This window comes from Spongiactinospora sp. 9N601 (assembly GCF_044326295.1).
Lineage (GTDB): Bacteria > Actinomycetota > Actinomycetes > Streptosporangiales > Streptosporangiaceae > Spongiactinospora > Spongiactinospora gelatinilytica.
Genome location: NZ_JBIRBB010000001.1, coordinates 691177 through 709019, shown reverse-complemented (window position 1 = coordinate 709019; position 17843 = coordinate 691177). Strand labels below are relative to the sequence as shown.

Sequence of the window (17843 nt, the reverse complement as noted above, 5' to 3'; positions counted from 1 at the left end):
ATGGCGGGTGCGTTCAGCCGCGCTCGGCGTCGCCGGTGGCCTGCTCCTGCACTTCCTCCGGCGATGCCTCCAGGTCGTCGGACTCCGCCGCCCGCGACGCCGACGCCTTGTCCAGGCGCACCCAGCTCGTCACGCTCTCCACCGCGAACAGCACGCCCAGATAGAGCGTGAGCACGGCGACCACCCAGGTCGCCACGCCGAGCGCGGCGCCGGCGCCGATCAGCAGCAGCCGGACCTCCCACCCCAGACCGGCCAGGAACACCCAGGCGGGCGGCCAGATGCTCTGCCGGGTGCGGTACACCGTGTCGTAGGTGTGGTAGCCCACGACGTAGACCAGCACGAACAGCAGCCACTTGGGCACGTCCGCGGTGATGCCCACGAGCAGCAGCACCAGGAACTCCCCGCCCCTGATCAGCGGCGGCACCAGCCAGTCGAACCGCCCCAGGTGGTCGCGGGTGGCCGTGGGGCCGACCAGCAGCACCATGACGAGCGCGGGGACCAGCAGCATCGGTCCCGGCTCCAGCATCCCGGCCGCGCCGATCGCGGCCACGGCCACCAGCGACGCCAGGGCGGCGGGCACCGGTGGCAGGCCCGCCTTGGTGACCCGGCGCAGCCCGGCGAGCAGCGGGCCGTCGTCGCGGTAGGCGAGCAGCCGCGCGGTCTGGATGCGGCGGCGCTCCTCGTCGGGGTCGGGCTGGGTGACAGGGGTGCGCTGAGGCTGGGTGATCATGCGAGCGACCTAACGAGACGTCCGGTGAGCGTGTACGCGGCGGCGATGGAGCCCCAGATGACCAGGGTCAGGAAGGTGATCCGCGGTTCGAAGAAGGCGGCGGTGATCGCGATGGCGGCGAACCGCTCGCCGATCGGGAAGACGATCATCTTGCGGGCCCAGTGGACGGCGCGGACGCGCCCGGCCCGCGACCACATCCGCAGCAGCCCGCGCACGCCGGTCTGGCGGGACAGTTTGCGCTCGGCCAGCTTCTGGCGCAGCGCGGTGTCGGCGCTGACGGCCAGGTCGAGCGTGGGCAGCAGGGACGGCGGCTTGCGCCGGCTCGCCGCGCCGTAGGAGAAGTCGAGCAGGTGCCGCACCGACTGCACGGCCAGCGCCACGAGCGCCAGCGTCCACACGTCGCCCTGTCCCGCCACCGCGGCCCCGATGGCCAGCCCGGCGAAGACGACGTACTCCTTGAACCTGTCGAAGGTGGCGTCCAGCCACGCGCCGAGCACCCCGAACTTGCGGGCGTACCGGGCGACCTGGCCGTCCACGCAGTCGAAGACGAACGCGAAGTAGATGAGCACCGCGCCCGCCACCGACCCCGCGCGGGTCCCGGTGGCGAAGCCGGCGGCAGCCGCCACCCCCAGGAAGATGGAGATCAGCGTCACCTGGTTGGGGGTCAGCCCGCGCCGGGCCGCCCAGCGGGCGATGAAGCGGGAGTAGGTGCTGACGAAGTACGTGGTGAAGAAGCCGTCGGCGCCCTTGACCGCGTTGTTGAGCCGGGCGCGGTCCTCGTCGAAGCCGGCCATCTCGGCGACGGCCTCGTCGGCGGCCTGCCGGCCGGAGATCCGGCGGAAGAACAGGTCGCGCCGGCCCCGGACGCCGACGGACACACCCCGGCGTACCAGGCACAGCACCAGCAACTGGGCCAGGTCGTCTTCCGGGCCGAGCAGATGGGCCATCCCGGCCAGCTCGCGGGCCGCCTCGGCCAGCGTGGCGGCGTGCTTGTGGTGCAGGTGCAGAGGCCCCAACAGGACCGCGTTGGGGCGGGTCACCGCGTGGAAGGCGGAGCCGACCGAGATCACCCTGGACTTGCCCACGCGGGCGCGGACCGCCAGCCCCTCGTAGAGGCGGTCGGAGATCTCCGGCTCGGCCTCGTCGATGGGCACCCGGTCGTCGTCGCCCTCGCCGTTGTCGTCGGCGTCGCCGTTCTCACCTGCCAGACCCTCGCGCAGCTCGCGCGGCTCCTTGGCGACCAGGGCCAGCGCGCCGCGCTTGGACTTGGTGATCTGGTAGATCAGCTCGTCGTGGATCAGCGAGTCGGCGGGCAGGATGAGCAGGCTCTCCGTGGCGTCCTCGACCGCGTCGGCCAGCGCCCGCAGATCGCCGGCCAGATCGGAGGTCGTGACCAGGGTGCCGGGGTAGCCCTCGTGATCGCGGGCGCGGTCGGCGCGGACGATCGTGACGGGGTGGGGATCGAGTGACGCGAGCTGGCCGTGCAGCCGGCCGGTGACCGTGGGGGAGCCCGGCAGCGCGGCGAGGAGCGGCCGGTGGGCGGGCGGATTCGGGCCGGGGGATGAACCCAGCAGGACCACGCGGGTCATGACACCCTTTCAGGCAGCGTGCAGTTGCGGGTAAAGATGGCGCGAGAGAGGTCGCCAGACGGCAAAGTCTAGTGACCTATCGGTCAAGAGGGTCCATCCGAGCTTTACCTGTGATTCATCCGCGACGCTCGATCCTAGACTGGGCGGGTGAGTCTCTACCGTGACGAAGGCGTCGTGCTGCGCACGCACAAGCTGGGCGAGGCCGACCGGATCGTCACGATCTTGACCAGACGCACCGGCAAGGTGCGCGCCGTGGCCAAGGGCGTGCGGCGCACCACCTCCAGGTTCGGCGCGCGGCTGGAGCCCTTCACCCATGTCGACGTGCAGTTCCACACCGGGCGCACGCTCGATGTGGTCACCCAGGCCGAGACCCTGCGGCCGTACGGCGAGCGGCTGGCGGCCGACTACCCCCGCTACACCGCGGGCAGCGCGATGCTGGAGACGGCCGACAAGCTCACCGTCGCCGAGAAGGAACCGGCGCTGCGCCACTTCCTGCTGCTGGTCGGCGGCCTGCGCGCGCTGACCGACGGCGAGCACGAGCCCCGCCTGGTGCTCGACGCCTACTTCCTGCGCTCCCTGGCCGTGGCCGGATACGCCCCCGCCCTGGAGACCTGCGCGCGCTGCTCGGCCGAGCCGGTGCGCGCGTTCGCCATCGTGGCGGGCGGCGTGGTGTGCGGCGACTGCCGTCCGGCGGGGGCGTCGGTCCCGGCCGTGGAGACGGTCGCGCTCATGCTCGCCCTGCTGCGCGGCGACTGGGCGTCCGCGGACGCCTCACAGGCCCGCCATCGCACCGAATGCAGCGGCCTTGTCGCCGCTTATCTGCAATGGCACCTGGAGCACGGCATACGCTCTCTTCGGCATGTAGAGCGCGTATGACCGGCGCAGAAGGAGCAACAGGTGAACGTCCGTCCCCCGTCCCAGCATCCGTCCGGGGCCATCGCGCCCCCCATCCCGCGTGACCTGGTCCCCAGGCACGTGGCGATCGTGATGGACGGCAACGGCAGGTGGGCCAAGGCGCGGAACCTGCCTCGCACCGAAGGCCACAAGGCCGGCGAGGCATCGCTGTTCGACGTGATCGAGGGCGCGCTCGAACTGGGCGTCCCCTACCTTTCCGCCTACGCCTTCTCGACCGAGAACTGGCGGAGGTCGCCTGATGAGGTGCGGTTCCTGATGGGCTTCAACCGCGACGTGATCCGCCGCCGCCGCGACGAGCTGAACGCGATGGGCGTCCGGGTCCGCTGGGCCGGGCGGCCGGGGCGGCTGTGGAAGAGCGTCATCAAGGAGTTGCAGGACGCCGAGGAGATGACCCGCGCCAACCGGGCACTCACCCTGCAGTTCTGTGTCAACTACGGCGGTCGCGCGGAGATCCTGGACGCGGTCGTCAAGCTGGCCCAGGACATCGCCGACGGGCGGGTCCGGGCCGGGAAGGTCACCGAGCGGACCTTCCACCGCTACCTCGACGAGCCGGACATCCCCGACGTCGACCTGTTCGTACGGTCCTCCGGCGAGCAGCGCACGTCCAACTTCCTGCTGTGGCAGTCGGCCTATGCCGAGATGGTCTTCCTGAACCGGCTGTGGCCCGACTTCGACCGCCGCGACCTGTGGGAGGCGTGCGAGATCTACGCCAAGCGCGACCGCAGGTACGGCGGCGCGGTGCCCAACGAGGCCGTCTGACCCTTGCGCGGGCGTGCCCGGGGGGCACGCCCGCCGGCGCCTCAGGCCCTCCTGCGCGCCCGGTAGGCCGCCACGTGCATCCGGTTGCCGCAGGTACGGCTGTCGCAGTAGACCCGCGACCGGTTGCGCGACTCGTCGAAGAACACACGCTCGCAGTCGGGCGCGGCGCAGGTGCGCAGCCGCTCCCACTCGCCCTCCACCAGCAGGTGCGCCAGCGCGATGCCGCAGTCGGCGGCCAGGTGCTCGGCGACCGACGCGCCCGGCGCGAAGTAGTGGACGTGCACCGGGTGGCCGTCGTGCTCGGTCAGCCGGGGCGTCATCCGCGTCTCGCCGAGCAGGGTGTTCAGCCGGATCACGGCGGCGGCCTGGTCGGGCGCGGTGAACACCCGATGGAAGGCGTCACGCAGCGCGCGGACCTGGGCGAGGTCGCCAGACCCCAGCTCGTCCACGCCGCTCACCTGCCAGCGCTCGACGAGCTCGCCGAGCTGGACGAGGTCGGACAGGCACTCTTCGCCACCAGCCGTGGGGGAGGTGTTGATCAAGTCCACCACGGTGCTGAGCGAGTGCACCATGTCGTGGCCGAATGGCATGGTCGCTCCTTCGGGGCCGGTTCTCGCGTGTCGAGAAGCGTATAACCCCAGTGGCGGCACCAGCCTATCTCTTCGTGGCCGATGTCTGACGTAATCTCGCCACGGGCCGGTTACGGACGGCCGTCAGCCCGCTTTCCGCCCGGCCGCACAGGAGGAACAGGTGCCGAAGACCTCGACGGTGTGGGTTATGTCACTGAACCCGTGCTCCCTGCCCACCGTCTCGGCCCAGCGTTCGACCGCCGGGCCGGCGACCTCCACCGTACGCCCGCAGCGGCGGCACACCAGGTGGTGGTGGTGCGTGCCGCTGGCGCAGGCGCGGTAGACGGCCTCGCCGTCGTCGGTGCGCAGCACATCGACGTCACCGTTGTCGGCGAGCGCCTGCAACGCCCGGTAGACGGTGGTGAGCCCGATCTTGGCGCCTTCCGCGCGCATCTCGGCGTAGATGTCCTGGGCGCTGCGAAAACCCTCGCTGTGGCGGAGGATGTCGAATACGGCATCGCGGCGGCTGGTCATCGTCTGGACTCCCCGGTTCGGTTCCGGCGTATGAATGTACCGACACCGAGAGCCAGGGCGAATCCCAAGAGGGCGAGCAGCACGATCCCCGCCCCCGGCGCGACGTTGACGTAGTACGTGTATCCCAGACCGCCGACCGTCGCCACCACCCCGAAGACCATCGCCAGCAGGAGGGTCGTCCGAAACCCCCGGGTGAGCTGCTGGCTCGCCGCCACCGGGACCACCATGAGCGCGCTGACCAGCAGCAGGCCGACCACGCGCATCGCGATCACGACGGTGAGCGCGGCGGTGACGGCCAGCAGCAGGCTGAGGAACCGCACCGGCAGGCCGCTGGCCTTGGCGACCTCCGGGTCCTGGCAGAGCAGGAACAGCTCGCGGCCGAACGCCAGCACCACGCCGAGCACCCCCGCGCTCAGCGCGCCGATCACCAGGACGTCGCCCTGGGTGACGGTGCTGACCGATCCGAACAGGTAGGACATCAGGGTGGCGTTGCTGCCCTCCTCGGAGAGCCCGATGAGCAGCACGCCGCCCGCGATGCCGCCGTAGAACAGCAGCGCGAGCGCCACGTCGCCGCCGGTCCGGCCGCGCTCGCGTACCAGCTCGATGGCCACCGCGCCGAGCACCGCCACCACCACGGCGGTCAGCGTCGGGGCGGTGCCGGTCAGGAAGCCGAGGGCCACCCCGGTCAGCGCGACGTGGCCGATGCCGTCGCCGAGCAGCGCGAGCCTGCGCTGCACGATGAAGGTGCCCACGGCGGGCGCGGACAGGCCGACCAGCAGCCCGGCGACCAGCGCGCGCTGCATGATCGGGGACTGGAGCAGCTCAAGCACCGTGGGCCTCCCTGCCGGGCGCGTTCGGAAAGGTCACTCGCCGGCCGCGGCCGTGCCGGGCGACAAGGTGAGCGGTCCGCCCTCGACCGGCTCGGCGTGCGGATGGACGTGATCGTGGCCGGGCAGCGCGTGCGCGCCGACCGCGCTCGGCGGCGCGCCGTCGTGCGCGACGCGGCCGTTCTTGATCACCACCGCGCGGGTGATCAGCGGCTCCAGCGGGCCCAGCTCGTGGGCCACCAGGACCACCGTGTGGCCGCTCGCGACCAGCTTGGACAGTGTGTCGGCCAGGTTGGCCTGGCTGGCCGCGTCGACTCCGGCGGTGGGCTCGTCCATCACGAAGGTCTCGGGCTCGCCGGCCAGCGCCCGGGCGATCAGCACCCGCTGCTGCTGGCCGCCGGACAGCGCGGCCACCGGGTCGCCGGCGCGGTCGGCCAGGCCGACCGCGGTGAGCGCGCGGGCGATCGCCGCGCGGTCGGCGGCGCTCGCCGGGCGCAGCCGCCGCTGGCGGGCGATCCTGCCGGAGGCGACGACTTCGCGGATGGTCGAGGGCACGCCGCCGCCCGCCAGCAGGCGCTGCGGCACATAGCCGACCCGGTGCCACTCGCGGAAGCGGGCGGGGGGCACGCCGTACAGCTCGGTACGGCCGGCGGTGAGGGGCACCAGGCCGAGCAGGGCGCGAATCAGGGTGGACTTGCCGGAGCCGTTCGCGCCGAGCACGGCCACCACCTCGCCGGCGCGGATCTGCAGGTCCACGCCGCGCAGGACGGCGCGGCCGTCCAGGCTGACGTGGCCGCCGGTCATGGCGAACACCGTCTGTTGGCTCATCGGGTTGCGCGGGGCGAGTCCCGGGGCGTGCGCCGAGGGAGAGTGACCGCGTCTCCTTTCGGTTACTTCAGGTGAGTGTAGTGGGGGCGATCGAATTGATCATGATCAGGTGCAGTTGAGCGCGGTGCGCAGCGTCGCCAGGTTGGCGCGCATGGCCGTGAGGTAGTCGCCCGAGGCGGGCTTGCTCTCCAGCGGGTCGAGCACCGCGGTCTTGGCGCCGACCTGCTCGGCCAGCACCTCGGCGACCTTGGGGCTGACCAGCGCCTCGGTGAAGATCGTGGTGACCTTCTCCCGCTTGGCGACCTGCTCCACCTCCGCCAGCCGGGCCAGGGAGGGCTCCGCCTCGGGGTCGATGCCGCTGATGCCGACCTGCTCCAGCCCGTAGCGGCCGGCCAGGTAGCCGAAGGCGGCGTGGCTGGTGACGAGCGCGTGCCCGGCGCAGGAGCCGAGGCCCCGCTTCATCTCGGCGTCGAGCGCGGTCAGCTCGGCCGCCACGGCGGCGGCGCGGTCCTTGTGGGCCTTGGCGTGCGCCGGGTCGGCGGCGGCGAGCCGGTCGCCCAGCTTGTTCGCCACGATGGCGAACCTGGACGGGTCGAGCCACAGGTGCGGGTCGTAGGAGACCGCCTCGCCCTCGTGGGCGTGCGCCGCCTCGCCCTGCTCGCCCTGCTCGCGCTGTTCGGCGGAGTGGCCGCCCCCCTGGCCGGCCTCTCCCTCGTGCTCGTGCTCGTGGGCGTCGCCGGTGGCGGGCAGCTTCGGTACGACCGTGGCCGCGTCGAAGCCCTTGTCCTTGGCGTTGTGCTCGACGGCCTCGTCCAGCGCGGGCTGCACGCCCTTGATGTAGACCGTCAGATCGGCTTCGGCCAGGCTGACCACCTGGCGCGGGGTGAGTTCGAGGTCGTGCGGCTCGACGCCGGGCTTGGTGAGCGGGACGACGCTCACATCGCCCCCGCCGACCCGCTCGGTGAGCCATTGCAGTGGATAGAAGGCGGCCATCACCTGGGGCTTGGCGTCGCCGCCCGCCCCCTGGGCCTGTCCCGCGCCGCAGGCGGCGGTGGCGGCCAGCAGTGCGGCCCCGGCGGTGAGACCGGCGGTGCGGCCCCATGGACCGGAGAAGTAGGACATCACATAACAAGTATGGCCCGGAATGAAAACCGTTGTCAAAAGTGGCGACAGTGGGGTGAAGTTCGCGATCTGCTCCTACCCGGCAAATCCCGACATCTCGGCAGGTCAGAATGGGTCAGAAGAGCCCGAACCGGTCGGCGGCCAGCAGCGCCAGGAACGTCAGCAGCGCCACCCGCATCAGCCGTCCCCCCACGCGAAGCGATGGCCACGACATATAGGCCAGCCACCCCACGAAGCCGGCCACCGGCAGCACGGCCACCCCGCCGCGCCAGTCCGGCACCGCGAACCCGACGAGCAGCAGGGCCACCATCAGCACCGGGACCACCCAGCGGGGCAGCCCGAACAAAAAGACCAGCGGGGCGGCGCTGCGCTCCTCGACCGCCTTGCGAAAGCCGGTCGCGCCCGGGGTGAAGAACTGCTCGCCCTGGGGCAGCGGCCGGCGGCTCTTGCCGCCCCTGGGCGGGCCGCCCTTCCCGTCGCCGGGCTCCCCGGCGCGCCTGGCGAGCGGATGGGACGGCACGCGCCGACCCTCGGAGTTGGGATCACGCTGTTCGGCCACCCGCCGAGCCTATCCCCGGAAGGGCGTCCCGGTGCGTTCCACCTGCTCGGATCTGGCATGCTTGGCGGATGCTCGCGATCATCCGTTACTCGGTGCCCGACGCGCGGACCGGCGAGTTCGCCCAGCAGGCCCGCGAGATCCTCGACCTGCTGGCGAGCCAGCCCGGATACGTGCGCGGCCGGCTCGGGCGCTCGGTCGACGATCCCGGCCTTTGGGCGCTGGTCTGTGAGTGGGAGGGCGCGGGCTTCTACCGGCGGGCGCTGTCGGCGGCCAGGCTCGTGATGTATCCGCTGATGACGATGATGCTGAACGAACCCAGCGCCTTCGAGGACGTGGACCCGCCCGTGTCCCCTAAGCTGGGATCTCGTTGAAATTCCTCGCCGACCTCCAGCCGGATGGAGACATACCCAATGGCACGACGTACCGACGTGATGGACACCATCGTCAGCCTCGCCAAGCGCCGCGGGCTCGTATACCCGTCGAGCGAGATATACGGCGGGCTGCGGGCGTCGTGGGACTACGGACCGCTCGGCGTGGAGCTGAAGAACAACGTCAAGCGCGAGTGGTGGAAGGCCGTCGTCCAGGGCCGCGACGACGTGGTCGGCCTTGACTCCTGCGTGATCCTGGCCCGTGAGGTCTGGGAGGCCAGCGGCCACGTCGACACCTTCAAGGACCCGCTGACCGAGTGTCAGTCCTGCCACAAGCGCTTCCGCGCCGACCACCTGGAGGAGGCGTTCGAGGCCAAGCACGGCCGCGCCCCCTCGGGCCTGTCCGAGGTCACCTGCCCCAACTGCGGCAACAAGGGCGCCTTCACCGAGGTCAGGCAGTTCAGCGGCCTGCTGAAGACCTACCTCGGCCCGGTCGAGGACGAATCCGGCCTGGCCTACCTGCGCCCGGAGACCGCCCAGGGCATCTTCATCAACTACCTCAACGTGCAGCAGTCGGCCCGCCGGAAGATCCCGTTCGGTATCGGCCAGATCGGCAAGTCCTTCCGCAACGAGATCACCCCGGGCAACTTCATCTTCCGCACCCGCGAGTTCGAGCAGATGGAGATGGAGTTCTTCGTCAAGCCGGGCAGCGACGAGGAGTGGCACCAGTACTGGATCGACGAGCGCTACCGCTGGTACACCGACCTCGGTATCAAGGAGGACAACCTCCGGCTCTTCGAGCACCCCGAGGAGAAGCTGGCCCACTACGCCAAGCGGACCGTCGACATCGAATACCGCTTCGGCTTCAGCGGAGGCGAGTGGGGCGAGCTTGAGGGCATCGCCAACCGCACCGACTTCGACCTGACCTCGCACGGCAAGGCGTCGGGCACCGACCTGTCGTTCTTCGAGCAGGATTCGGGCGAGCGCTACGTCCCCTACGTGATCGAGCCGGCCGCCGGCGTCGACCGCTGTGTGCTGACCTTCCTGCTCGACGCCTACGCCGAGGACGAGGCCCCCAACGCCAAGGGCGTGCTGGAAAAGCGCACGGTGCTGCGGATCGACCACCGGCTCGCCCCGGTCAAGGTCGCGGTGCTGCCACTGTCCCGCAACACCGACCTGTCGCCCAAGGCCCGCGACCTCGCCGCCGCGCTGCGCCGCCGGTGGAACGTCGAGTTCGACGACGCGGGGGCGATCGGCCGCCGCTACCGCCGCCAGGACGAGATCGGCACGCCGTTCTGCGTCACGGTCGACTTCGACACCCTCCAGGACGACGCGGTCACCATCCGCGAGCGCGACACCATGGGGCAGCAGCGGATCGGCATCGACCAGGTCGATTCCTACCTGCGTCAGCATCTCAACGACTGAGCATCTCAAGGCTGGGCGGAGACCTGCCGTGACGGCCCGGGCGCGGAAGCGCCCGGGCCGTTCTCGTGCCCGCCTTACACCGGTTTTCGGCGTCCTTTGATGACATAGGCCATGTCGAGAAGTGATGAGGATGACGAAAGATACGGAGATTCGGCAATGGCACGCACGACACGCTTGAGGTCCGCGGTGTGGGTCCTGGCACTGAGTGGCGGCGCGTTCCTGGCGACCGGGAGCGCCGCCGCGCCCGACCCCGTCCCGACCGCCCAGGTGCAACTGCGGCTCGTCGTGGACGACTGCCCCTACCCGGCGGTGACCGAGCCGTGACAGGGCCGCCGCCGACCGGCGAGACGCCGGACGCCGACCGGCTGGAGCGGGCCCTGTTCGAGGTCAAACGCGTCATCGTCGGCCAGGACCACATGGTCGAACGACTGCTCGTGGCGGTACTGGCCAGGGGCCACTGCCTGCTGGAAGGCGTGCCCGGGATCGCCAAGACGCTCGCCGCCGAGACCCTGGCCACGGTGCTCGGCGGGACGTTCTCCCGGGTGCAGTTCACCCCCGACCTGGTGCCCGCCGACATCATCGGAAATCGGATCTACCGGCCCTCGGCGGAGCGCTTCGACATCGAGCTGGGCCCGATCATGTCCAACGTCGTGCTCGCCGACGAGATCAACCGGGCCCCCGCCAAGGTGCAGTCGGCGCTGCTGGAGGTCATGGCCGAGCGGCAGGTCAGCATCGGCGGCAGGACGCACCCGGTGCCCGCCCCGTTCCTGGTGCTCGCGACCCAGAACCCGATCGAGTCCGAAGGGGTCTACCACCTGCCGGAGGCGCAGCGCGACCGGTTCCTGATGAAGATCGACGTCGGGTATCCGACGGAGTCGGAGGAACTGGCGATCCTGTACCGGATGAGCGCGGACGCGCCGCGGGCCGTACGGATCCTGGACCCGGACCGGCTGGTGGACCTTCAGCGGGCCGCCGCGCAGGTGTTCGTCCACCACGCGGTGGCCGAGTACATCGTGCGCCTGGTCTACGCGACCCGGGAGCCCGGGCGGTTCGGAATGGCCGGGCTGGGCGCGGTGCTGGCGTTCGGGGCCGGTCCGCGGGCCACGCTCGGCCTGGTCGCCGCCGCGCGGGCGCTGGCGCTGCTGCGCGGCCGGGAGTACGTGCTGCCCGAGGACGTGCGCGACCTGGCCGCGGACGTGATGGCCCACCGGCTGGTGCTGTCCTTCGAGGGCCTCGCCGACGGAGTGCGGCCCAGGGAGATCGTGGCCGACATCGTCGCGGCGATCCCCGCACCGGTCGTGGCGCCGCACCGCAGGGAGGCGGTGGCCTGATGCGGCACCTGCTCGCCGGGCGCGCGCTGCGCCGCCTGGAACTGACCGTCACGCGCCGCCTGGACGGCCTGTTGCAGGGCGACCACCTCGGGCTGGTCCCCGGGCCCGGCACCGAGCCGGCGGAGGCCCGGCCGTACCTGGTGGGCGACGACGTGCGGCGGATGGACTGGAACGTCACCGCCAGGGTCGCCGAGCCGCATGTGCGGGACCGCATCGCGGATCGTGAGCTGGAGACCTGGGTGCTGCTCGACGCGAGCGCCAGCATGGACTTCGGCACCGGGGACATGGAGAAGCGGGACCTGGCGCTGGCCGCGGTGGCCGCCGTCGGCTTCCTCACCGAACGCGCGGGCAACCGGATCGGCGCCCACATCTTGCACGGCGGCCCGCCGGGCGGGGCGGGGGCGCGGCACGGTAGGGGGGTGGCGCGGATGTGGCGCGGCCTACGCGGCGGGACCGGGGTACCGCGTGGCCCGGGCGGTGGGTCCGGGGCTTTGTCCGGTTCGGCTGGTGGCGGGGGCACGCCTTCCGGTTCGGGCGGTGGGTCCGGGGCTTTGTCCGGTTCGGCTGGTGGCGGCGGTACGCCTTCCGGTTCGGGCGGTGGGTCCGGCGGGTTGTCCGGTTCGGCCGGTAGCGGGGGCACGCCTTCCGGTTCGGCGGGTGGTGCGGGGGAGTCGCGTGGTCCGGGCAGTGGGTCCGGGGCGTTGTCCGGTTCGGCTGGTAATGCGGCGGCACCTTCCGGTTCGGCGGGTGGTGCGGGGGTGCCGCGCGGTGTGGTGGGCGGGGCGCGGGTGGTGCCCGCCCGTGGTGGCAGGGCGCACCTGATGGCGCTGCTGCACGCGATCTCCGTGCTGCCCAGGGCCGCGCCGGGGGAGCGCGGCCGGCCCCTCGGCCCGCACGCCGAACGGCTCGCCGGGATGCTGCGCAGGCGCGGCCTGGTCGTCGTGGTCTCCGACTTCCTCGACGACCCCGGCACCTGGGAACGGCCGCTACGGCGGCTGGCCGCCCGCCACCAGCTCCTGGCCGTGGAGGTGATCGACCCGCGCGAGCTGACCCTGCCCGATGTCGGCATGCTCACCCTCGTGGACCCCGAGACCGGCAGGCGCAGGGAGGTCTCCACGGCGAGCGCCCGGCTGCGCGAGCGATACGCCGCCGCTGCCGCCGCCCAGCGCGGGGCCGTCGAAGCGGCGCTGCGCCGTACCGGGGCCGCCCACCTGCGGCTGCGCACCGACCGGGACTGGGTCACGGACCTGATTCGGCACGTCCTGACCCAGCGCAGGGCCGCTGCGGCGGCGGGAGGGCCCGGATGAGCCTCCTTTCACCCGTCTGGCTCTGGCTCCTCCTGCCCGCGCTCGGTATCGGGGTCGTGTATGTGGTCATGTTTCTACGGCGTAGCCAGTACGCCGTCCGGTTCACCAACCTGGACCTGCTCGACAAGGTCGTCCCCCGGCGGCCCGGCTGGCGCAGGCATGTACCGGCCGCGCTGTTCGGGCTCATGCTGGTGTCGCTCATCGTCGGCTTCGCCCGGCCCACGGCCGAGGTCCAGGTGCCCAGGGAGCGGGCCACCATCATGGTCGCCTTCGACGTGTCGGCCTCGATGCGGGCCACCGACGTCGCCCCCGACCGGTTCAGCGCGGCGCAGCAGGCCGCCCGCCGGTTCGTCCAGGGGCTGCCCCCTCGTTTCAACCTCGGTCTGGTGGCGTTCTCCGGTACCGCGTCGACAGCCGTGCCGCCCACCACCGACCGCCAGGCCGTACTGACCGCCATCGGCCGGCTCACCACCGGCTCGGGCACCGCCATCGGAGAGGCGATCTTCTCCTCGCTGGACGCGATCCGGTCCCTGGACGCCGAGGCCGGCGACGCGCCGCCGCCCGCGCACGTCGTGCTGCTCTCGGACGGTTCGAGCACCACCGGCCGGCCCGTGGACGCGGCGGTCCAGGCCGCCACCTCGCGCGGCGTGCCGGTCACCACCATCGCGTACGGCACGCCCACGGGCGTGGTGGACCTCAACGGCGAGTCCGTGCCCGTCCCGGTGGACGGGCCCGCGCTGCGGGATGTGGCCGAGGCGACCGGCGGCGGCTTCCACGAGGCGGCGTCGGGGGATGAGCTGCGGGCCGTCTACGACACGATCGGCACTTCCGTCGGGTACCGGCTGGAACGGCAGGAGATCTGGATGTGGTTCGTCGGGTTCGCGATGATCTGCGCGGTCCTGGCGGCGGGGACGTCCATGCTGTGGTTCTCGCGGATGATCTGACGGCGGGAAGGGATTCTGATGCGCGACCAGCCGGACCTGCTCGGCCTCGGCAGTCCACGCGGCCCCGACTTCCTCCGCACCCCTCCGGACTCGCCCACGCCACTCGGTTCGCCTCCATCCGAAGCTCCCAGGTCCCGCCGGGGCGGCCCGCCGGTGCGGGTGGCCGTGGTCGCCGCCCTGGTGGCGGCGCTGGTGGGCGGCGCGGCCGGGGTCGCCGGGGTGCGGCTCAACGGCGCGACCGCCGCGCCCGCCGCAGCGCCGCCGCGTTCGGCGGCGGGCCCCGTGGCCTCCGGCCGCGCCGAGGTCGCCGCGCGGGTACTGCCCAGCGTGGTCTCGGTGGAGACCGGCCGCGGCAACGGCTCGGGCTTCGTGATCGACGCCGCCGGGCACATCCTCACCAACGAGCACGTCGTGTCCGGCAGGACCAGGGTCTCGGTGGTCTTCAACGACGGCGGCCGGGCCGCCGCCCGGGTGGTGGGCTCCGACGCGGCCAACGACCTGGCCGTGCTCGCCGTGGACGGCGGACGTTCCCCGGCTCCCGCGACGCTCGGCCGTTCCGCCGACGTCGCGGTGGGCGACGACGTTCTCGCCGTGGGCTCGCCGCTCGGTCTGGCCGGCACGGTGACCTCGGGAATCGTCAGCGCGGTGAACCGCGAGGTACCGTTGGGCGAGGGTGGCGGCACGACCACGGCGCTGCAGACCGACGCCTCCATCAACCCCGGCAACTCCGGCGGCCCGCTGGCCAACGGCCGCGGCGAGGTGATCGGCGTCAACACGGCGATCCTGTCCGGAAGCGGCGGCTCCATCGGCATCGGTTTCGCCATCCCCATCGACCGCGCCGCGGAGGTCGCGGCGCGAATCATCCGGAATTAGGTTCGTGACATGCGCCTTCTTGTGGTCGAGGACGAAGAGGACCTGGTCGCGGCACTGCGGGTCGGCCTGGTCCGGGCCGGGTACGCGGTGGACGTCGCCTACGACTTCGCCGAGGCCGAAGAGAAGATCCACATCAACGCCTACGACCTCGTCCTGCTCGACCTGAACCTGCCGAACGGCGACGGCTTCGAGCTGTGCCGTGCCGTACGGGCCGGTGAGCACGGCCAGAAGGTGCGGATCATCATGGTGACCGCCCGAGACCGGCTGGACGACCGGGTCAGGGGGCTCGACGAGGGCGCGGACGACTACCTGGTCAAACCGTTCGCCTTCCCCGAACTGCTGGCGCGGGTGCGCGCCCTGCTGCGCAGGGACGGGTCGGCGGGCCGTACGGCGGTGCTGGAGGTGGGCGGCCTGCGGCTGGACACCGCCCGCGTGGAGGCGTTCCACGGCGAGCGCCGCCTGCCGCTCACGCCCAAGGAGTTCGGGGTGCTGCACTATCTGATGACCCGCCCCGGGCACGTGGTCTCCAGCGAGGAACTGCTGGAACACGTCTGGGACGAGCACACCGACCCGTTCACCAACACGGTCCGGGTCACCGTCGGCAACCTGCGCCGCAAGCTGGGCGCCGAGGGCGTCATCGAGACCGTGATCAGCCGTGGTTACCGGCTGAAGGAGCTCGGGTGAGACACCTGCCCGCCTTCATGCAGACGATCCGCTTCCGGCTGACCGTCCTGTACTCCGGGCTGCTCTTCCTCCTGGCCGCCACCGTGCTGGGCGCGCTCTACTACGGCGTGGCATCCTCCACCGAGGAACGCCCGGTGTCGAAGGAGTACGCCGAGGTCGTCAACCGGTCCGGGACGGTGCTGGGGCACGAGCCGGTCGTACGGGTCCGGGAGTGGGAGAACCTGATCAACCTCAAGACCCTGGCCACGCTGCGCCGCTACGCGTTGGTGGCGCTCGGCGGGCTGCTGGTGGCGAGCCTCGGGATCGGGTGGATGCTGTCGGGGCGGGTGCTGCGGCCGGTGCGGTCGATCACCCGCGCGGCGGCCGAGATCCAGGCGACCGACCTGTCCCGGCGGATCCGGCTGAGCGGGCCCAAGGACGAGCTGCGCGACCTGGCCGACACGGTGGACACGATGCTGGACCGGCTGGAGGCGGGCTTTCGCGCGCAGCGGCAGCTCATCGACGACGCCTCACACGAACTGCGCAGCCCGCTGGCCATCATCCGGGCCAACGTGGACACGGTACTGACCTCGCCGGACAGTACCGAGGAGGAACGCGTCCGGGCCTCGGCGATCGTGGACCGGGCCACCACCCGGATGACCCGGCTCGTGGAGGACCTGCTGGCCACGGCCCGGCGTACGGCTCCCGCGCTCGCCGACACCGACGTGGACGTCGGCACGGTCGCCACCGAGGCGTGCGACGACTTCGAGACCCTGGCGGCGGGGCGCGGCATGCGGCTCATCCGCGCCGCACCGGCCGGGCTGGTCGCCATCGGCGACCACGACGCGCTGCGCCGCGCGGTGGGCAACCTGCTGTCCAACGCGGTACGGCTGGCTCCGCACGGCAGCGACATCCGCGTGGCGGCGGGCCGGTCGGCCGGCTGGATCTGGGTGGCGGTCCGCGACGCGGGGCCGGGGTTGTCGGAGGACGACAGCCAGCGGGTGTTCGACCGGTTCTGGCGGGGTGGGGGCGGGCGGCGCGAGCGCGACCGGCGCACCGGGCTCGGGCTGGCCATCGTCCGCCAGATCGTGGAGTCGCACGGCGGGCACGTACGGCTGTTCACCCGGCTGGGGCAGGGCAGCACCTTCGTGCTCTGGCTCCCGGCGCGCGGCACCGACGCCCGCGGCACCCCCGCCCCCGAGCACAACCCCCTCTGAGAGGTTCGCCCCGCCAATCGCCTTCGCCCCGCGTTGGGTGCTGCCTTCCGAAATCGTCTTCGCCCCGCCCTGGGTGCTGCGCTTCCGAAATCGTCTTCGCTTCGCTCAGGCGTCTTCCTTCGTGTCGGGCTCCGCCCGACGCCGCCGCTACCGGTCCTGCCCTTCCATGCAGGCAAGAGGCCCCGATCGTCTTCGCTTCGCTCAGCCGCACGGTGGCCCCGCCTCCGCCGGACCGTCCGCGCTCCGGCGCACAATCGCCTTCGCTTCGCTCAGCCGCTCCCACCAGCGGACCGGCCGCGCTCCGCGCATGCCCAATCGCCTTCGCTTCGCTCAGCCGCGTTCTTCCATGTCGGGCTTCGCCCGCCGCGCCCCGGCCCATAGTGTGGGGCGGGGCGTCGTGGGGCCGGGCCATGAGGTACGGCAAGCCTTCCCTCACCGTGCCCTCGTACCTGGTCGCGTTCTGTGCCCGGCGTTTCGCGTGTGTCGTTGCCGCTCACCGTACCTAGCACCGCCTAAACCCGCCCCTCCCCGGCAACCGCGCCCGCCATTACCCACCTCCACCCCACCGTCCTTCGGGCAGTGCCCCGCCTCCGGCGGACCGGCCGCGCTCCGCGCGCCCAAATGCCCTCGCTACGCTCGGACGATCTTCCCTGTGTCGGGCTTCGCCCGACGTCGCCGCCACCGGTCCTGCCTTCCCGAACGGCCAAGAGACGCCAACCGCCAGCCCTCGCAGCCCCGCAGCACAGGACGGCAGTACGGGACAGGCCCGCGATCTAGGCAAGCCGTCCTCCCGCCGCGTCCCCGTGCTCGATTGTGCCCCGTGCCCGGCATTTGCGAGCGCCGTGCCGCTCGCCTACCTGGCGTCGGCTACAACGCCGATGGCGTCCCACCGAGTGGTGTGCATGGGAATGTTCAAGTCGGGAGATAGCGCAGATCAGCCACTCCGGGTTGCGAGAAGTTCCACCATCCCGCGGGTGGTGATCTTTCTCGGCACTACACGCCTGCTGTAGGCCCCACTCCGTTACCCACCCTCCCCATTCCCACCCGCCCACCAGCAGACCGGCCGGGCTCCGCGCATACCCAATCGCCTTCGCTTCGCTCAGCCGTGTTCTCTCGTGTCGGGCTTCGCCCGACGCCGTCGCTACAGGTCATGCCCTTCCGAACGGTCAAGAGGTCCCCTGCGTCGATTCCACAATTCCGGAGGTGCAAGGGGCGGCATGTGGTCGGCTGCGATGTACGGCAAGCCTTCCTCTCGCCGCGTTCCCATACCCGGTCGCGCCCTG

General features: G+C 71.9%; 19 protein-coding genes. 11 read left to right on the top strand and 8 right to left on the bottom strand.

The window, feature by feature from the left end:
* Window positions 1-13: 13 nt before the first annotated feature.
* Both ACH34R_RS03115 and ACH34R_RS03110 read right to left on the bottom strand, forming a co-directional pair.
* Window positions 14-730 (bottom strand): DUF5941 domain-containing protein, encoded by a 717-nt coding sequence (locus ACH34R_RS03115; RefSeq protein ID WP_397559747.1) that lies wholly within the window; start codon window positions 728-730, stop codon window positions 14-16.
* On the bottom strand, window positions 727-2319 hold the full coding sequence (locus ACH34R_RS03110; protein WP_397559746.1) for a CDP-alcohol phosphatidyltransferase family protein: 1593 nt from the start codon (window positions 2317-2319) through the stop codon (window positions 727-729). The genes ACH34R_RS03115 and ACH34R_RS03110 overlap by 4 nt, the downstream gene beginning before the upstream one ends.
* Window positions 2320-2466: 147 nt before the next feature.
* Between ACH34R_RS03110 and recO the strand changes: the two genes are divergently transcribed.
* Both recO and ACH34R_RS03100 read left to right on the top strand, forming a co-directional pair.
* Window positions 2467-3195: a DNA repair protein RecO gene (recO, locus tag ACH34R_RS03105; RefSeq protein WP_397559745.1), complete on the top strand. Its 729-nt coding sequence runs from the start codon at window positions 2467-2469 to the stop codon at window positions 3193-3195.
* 21 nt (window positions 3196-3216) lie between these two features.
* The gene (locus ACH34R_RS03100) at window positions 3217-3993 is read left to right on the top strand and encodes an isoprenyl transferase (RefSeq protein WP_397559744.1); all 777 of its coding nucleotides are present in this window, start codon (window positions 3217-3219) and stop codon (window positions 3991-3993) included.
* 41 nt (window positions 3994-4034) lie between these two features.
* On the opposite strand, the gene ACH34R_RS03095 is transcribed toward ACH34R_RS03100, so the two are convergent.
* The 6 genes from ACH34R_RS03095 to ACH34R_RS03070 all read right to left on the bottom strand — a co-directional run bounded on the left by ACH34R_RS03095 (window position 4035) and on the right by ACH34R_RS03070 (window position 8432).
* On the bottom strand, window positions 4035-4583 hold the full coding sequence (locus ACH34R_RS03095) for a CGNR zinc finger domain-containing protein (RefSeq protein WP_397559743.1): 549 nt from the start codon (window positions 4581-4583) through the stop codon (window positions 4035-4037).
* Window positions 4584-4706: 123 nt separating this feature from the next.
* A complete protein-coding gene (locus tag ACH34R_RS03090) occupies window positions 4707-5096 on the bottom strand; it encodes a Fur family transcriptional regulator (RefSeq protein ID WP_111167228.1) in 390 nt (129 codons plus the stop codon).
* Window positions 5093-5926: a metal ABC transporter permease gene (locus ACH34R_RS03085; protein ID WP_397559742.1), complete on the bottom strand. Its 834-nt coding sequence runs from the start codon at window positions 5924-5926 to the stop codon at window positions 5093-5095. The genes ACH34R_RS03090 and ACH34R_RS03085 overlap by 4 nt, the downstream gene beginning before the upstream one ends.
* A gap of 33 nt (window positions 5927-5959) precedes the next feature.
* Window positions 5960-6751, bottom strand: coding sequence for a metal ABC transporter ATP-binding protein (locus ACH34R_RS03080; protein ID WP_397559741.1), 792 nt, complete (start codon window positions 6749-6751; stop codon window positions 5960-5962).
* A 105-nt stretch (window positions 6752-6856) separates the two neighbouring features.
* Window positions 6857-7873: a metal ABC transporter substrate-binding protein gene (locus ACH34R_RS03075; protein ID WP_397559800.1), complete on the bottom strand. Its 1017-nt coding sequence runs from the start codon at window positions 7871-7873 to the stop codon at window positions 6857-6859.
* A gap of 115 nt (window positions 7874-7988) precedes the next feature.
* A complete protein-coding gene (locus tag ACH34R_RS03070; protein WP_397559740.1) occupies window positions 7989-8432 on the bottom strand; it encodes a DUF6703 family protein in 444 nt (147 codons plus the stop codon).
* Window positions 8433-8500: 68 nt separating this feature from the next.
* Here ACH34R_RS03070 and ACH34R_RS03065 point away from each other — a divergent pair, with 68 nt between their 5' ends.
* The 9 genes from ACH34R_RS03065 to ACH34R_RS03025 all read left to right on the top strand — a co-directional run bounded on the left by ACH34R_RS03065 (window position 8501) and on the right by ACH34R_RS03025 (window position 16560).
* Window positions 8501-8803 carry an antibiotic biosynthesis monooxygenase family protein gene (locus ACH34R_RS03065; RefSeq protein WP_397559739.1) on the top strand — a complete coding sequence of 101 codons (303 nt, stop codon included), beginning with the start codon at window positions 8501-8503 and terminating at the stop codon, window positions 8801-8803.
* A gap of 39 nt (window positions 8804-8842) precedes the next feature.
* Complete coding sequence (locus ACH34R_RS03060) at window positions 8843-10225, top strand: glycine--tRNA ligase (RefSeq protein WP_111167232.1); 1383 nt, start codon at window positions 8843-8845, stop codon at window positions 10223-10225.
* Between the two features lie 156 nt (window positions 10226-10381).
* Window positions 10382-10549, top strand: a complete 168-nt coding sequence (locus ACH34R_RS03055) for a hypothetical protein (RefSeq protein WP_397559738.1) — start codon at window positions 10382-10384, stop codon at window positions 10547-10549.
* Window positions 10546-11556, top strand: coding sequence for an AAA family ATPase (locus ACH34R_RS03050; protein ID WP_397559737.1), 1011 nt, complete (start codon window positions 10546-10548; stop codon window positions 11554-11556). Before ACH34R_RS03055 ends, ACH34R_RS03050 begins: the two co-directional genes overlap by 4 nt.
* Window positions 11556-12863: a DUF58 domain-containing protein gene (locus ACH34R_RS03045; protein ID WP_397559736.1), complete on the top strand. Its 1308-nt coding sequence runs from the start codon at window positions 11556-11558 to the stop codon at window positions 12861-12863. Before ACH34R_RS03050 ends, ACH34R_RS03045 begins: the two co-directional genes overlap by 1 nt.
* Window positions 12860-13807: a VWA domain-containing protein gene (locus ACH34R_RS03040; RefSeq protein WP_397559735.1), complete on the top strand. Its 948-nt coding sequence runs from the start codon at window positions 12860-12862 to the stop codon at window positions 13805-13807. Before ACH34R_RS03045 ends, ACH34R_RS03040 begins: the two co-directional genes overlap by 4 nt.
* Window positions 13808-13825: 18 nt before the next feature.
* Entirely contained in the window at window positions 13826-14680 is an 855-nt protein-coding gene (locus ACH34R_RS03035; protein WP_397559734.1) for a S1C family serine protease, read from the top strand.
* 9 nt (window positions 14681-14689) lie between these two features.
* A complete protein-coding gene (locus ACH34R_RS03030; RefSeq protein WP_397559733.1) occupies window positions 14690-15364 on the top strand; it encodes a response regulator transcription factor in 675 nt (224 codons plus the stop codon).
* A complete protein-coding gene (locus tag ACH34R_RS03025) occupies window positions 15361-16560 on the top strand; it encodes an ATP-binding protein (RefSeq protein WP_397559732.1) in 1200 nt (399 codons plus the stop codon). The genes ACH34R_RS03030 and ACH34R_RS03025 overlap by 4 nt, the downstream gene beginning before the upstream one ends.
* Window positions 16561-17843 lie beyond the last annotated feature (1283 nt).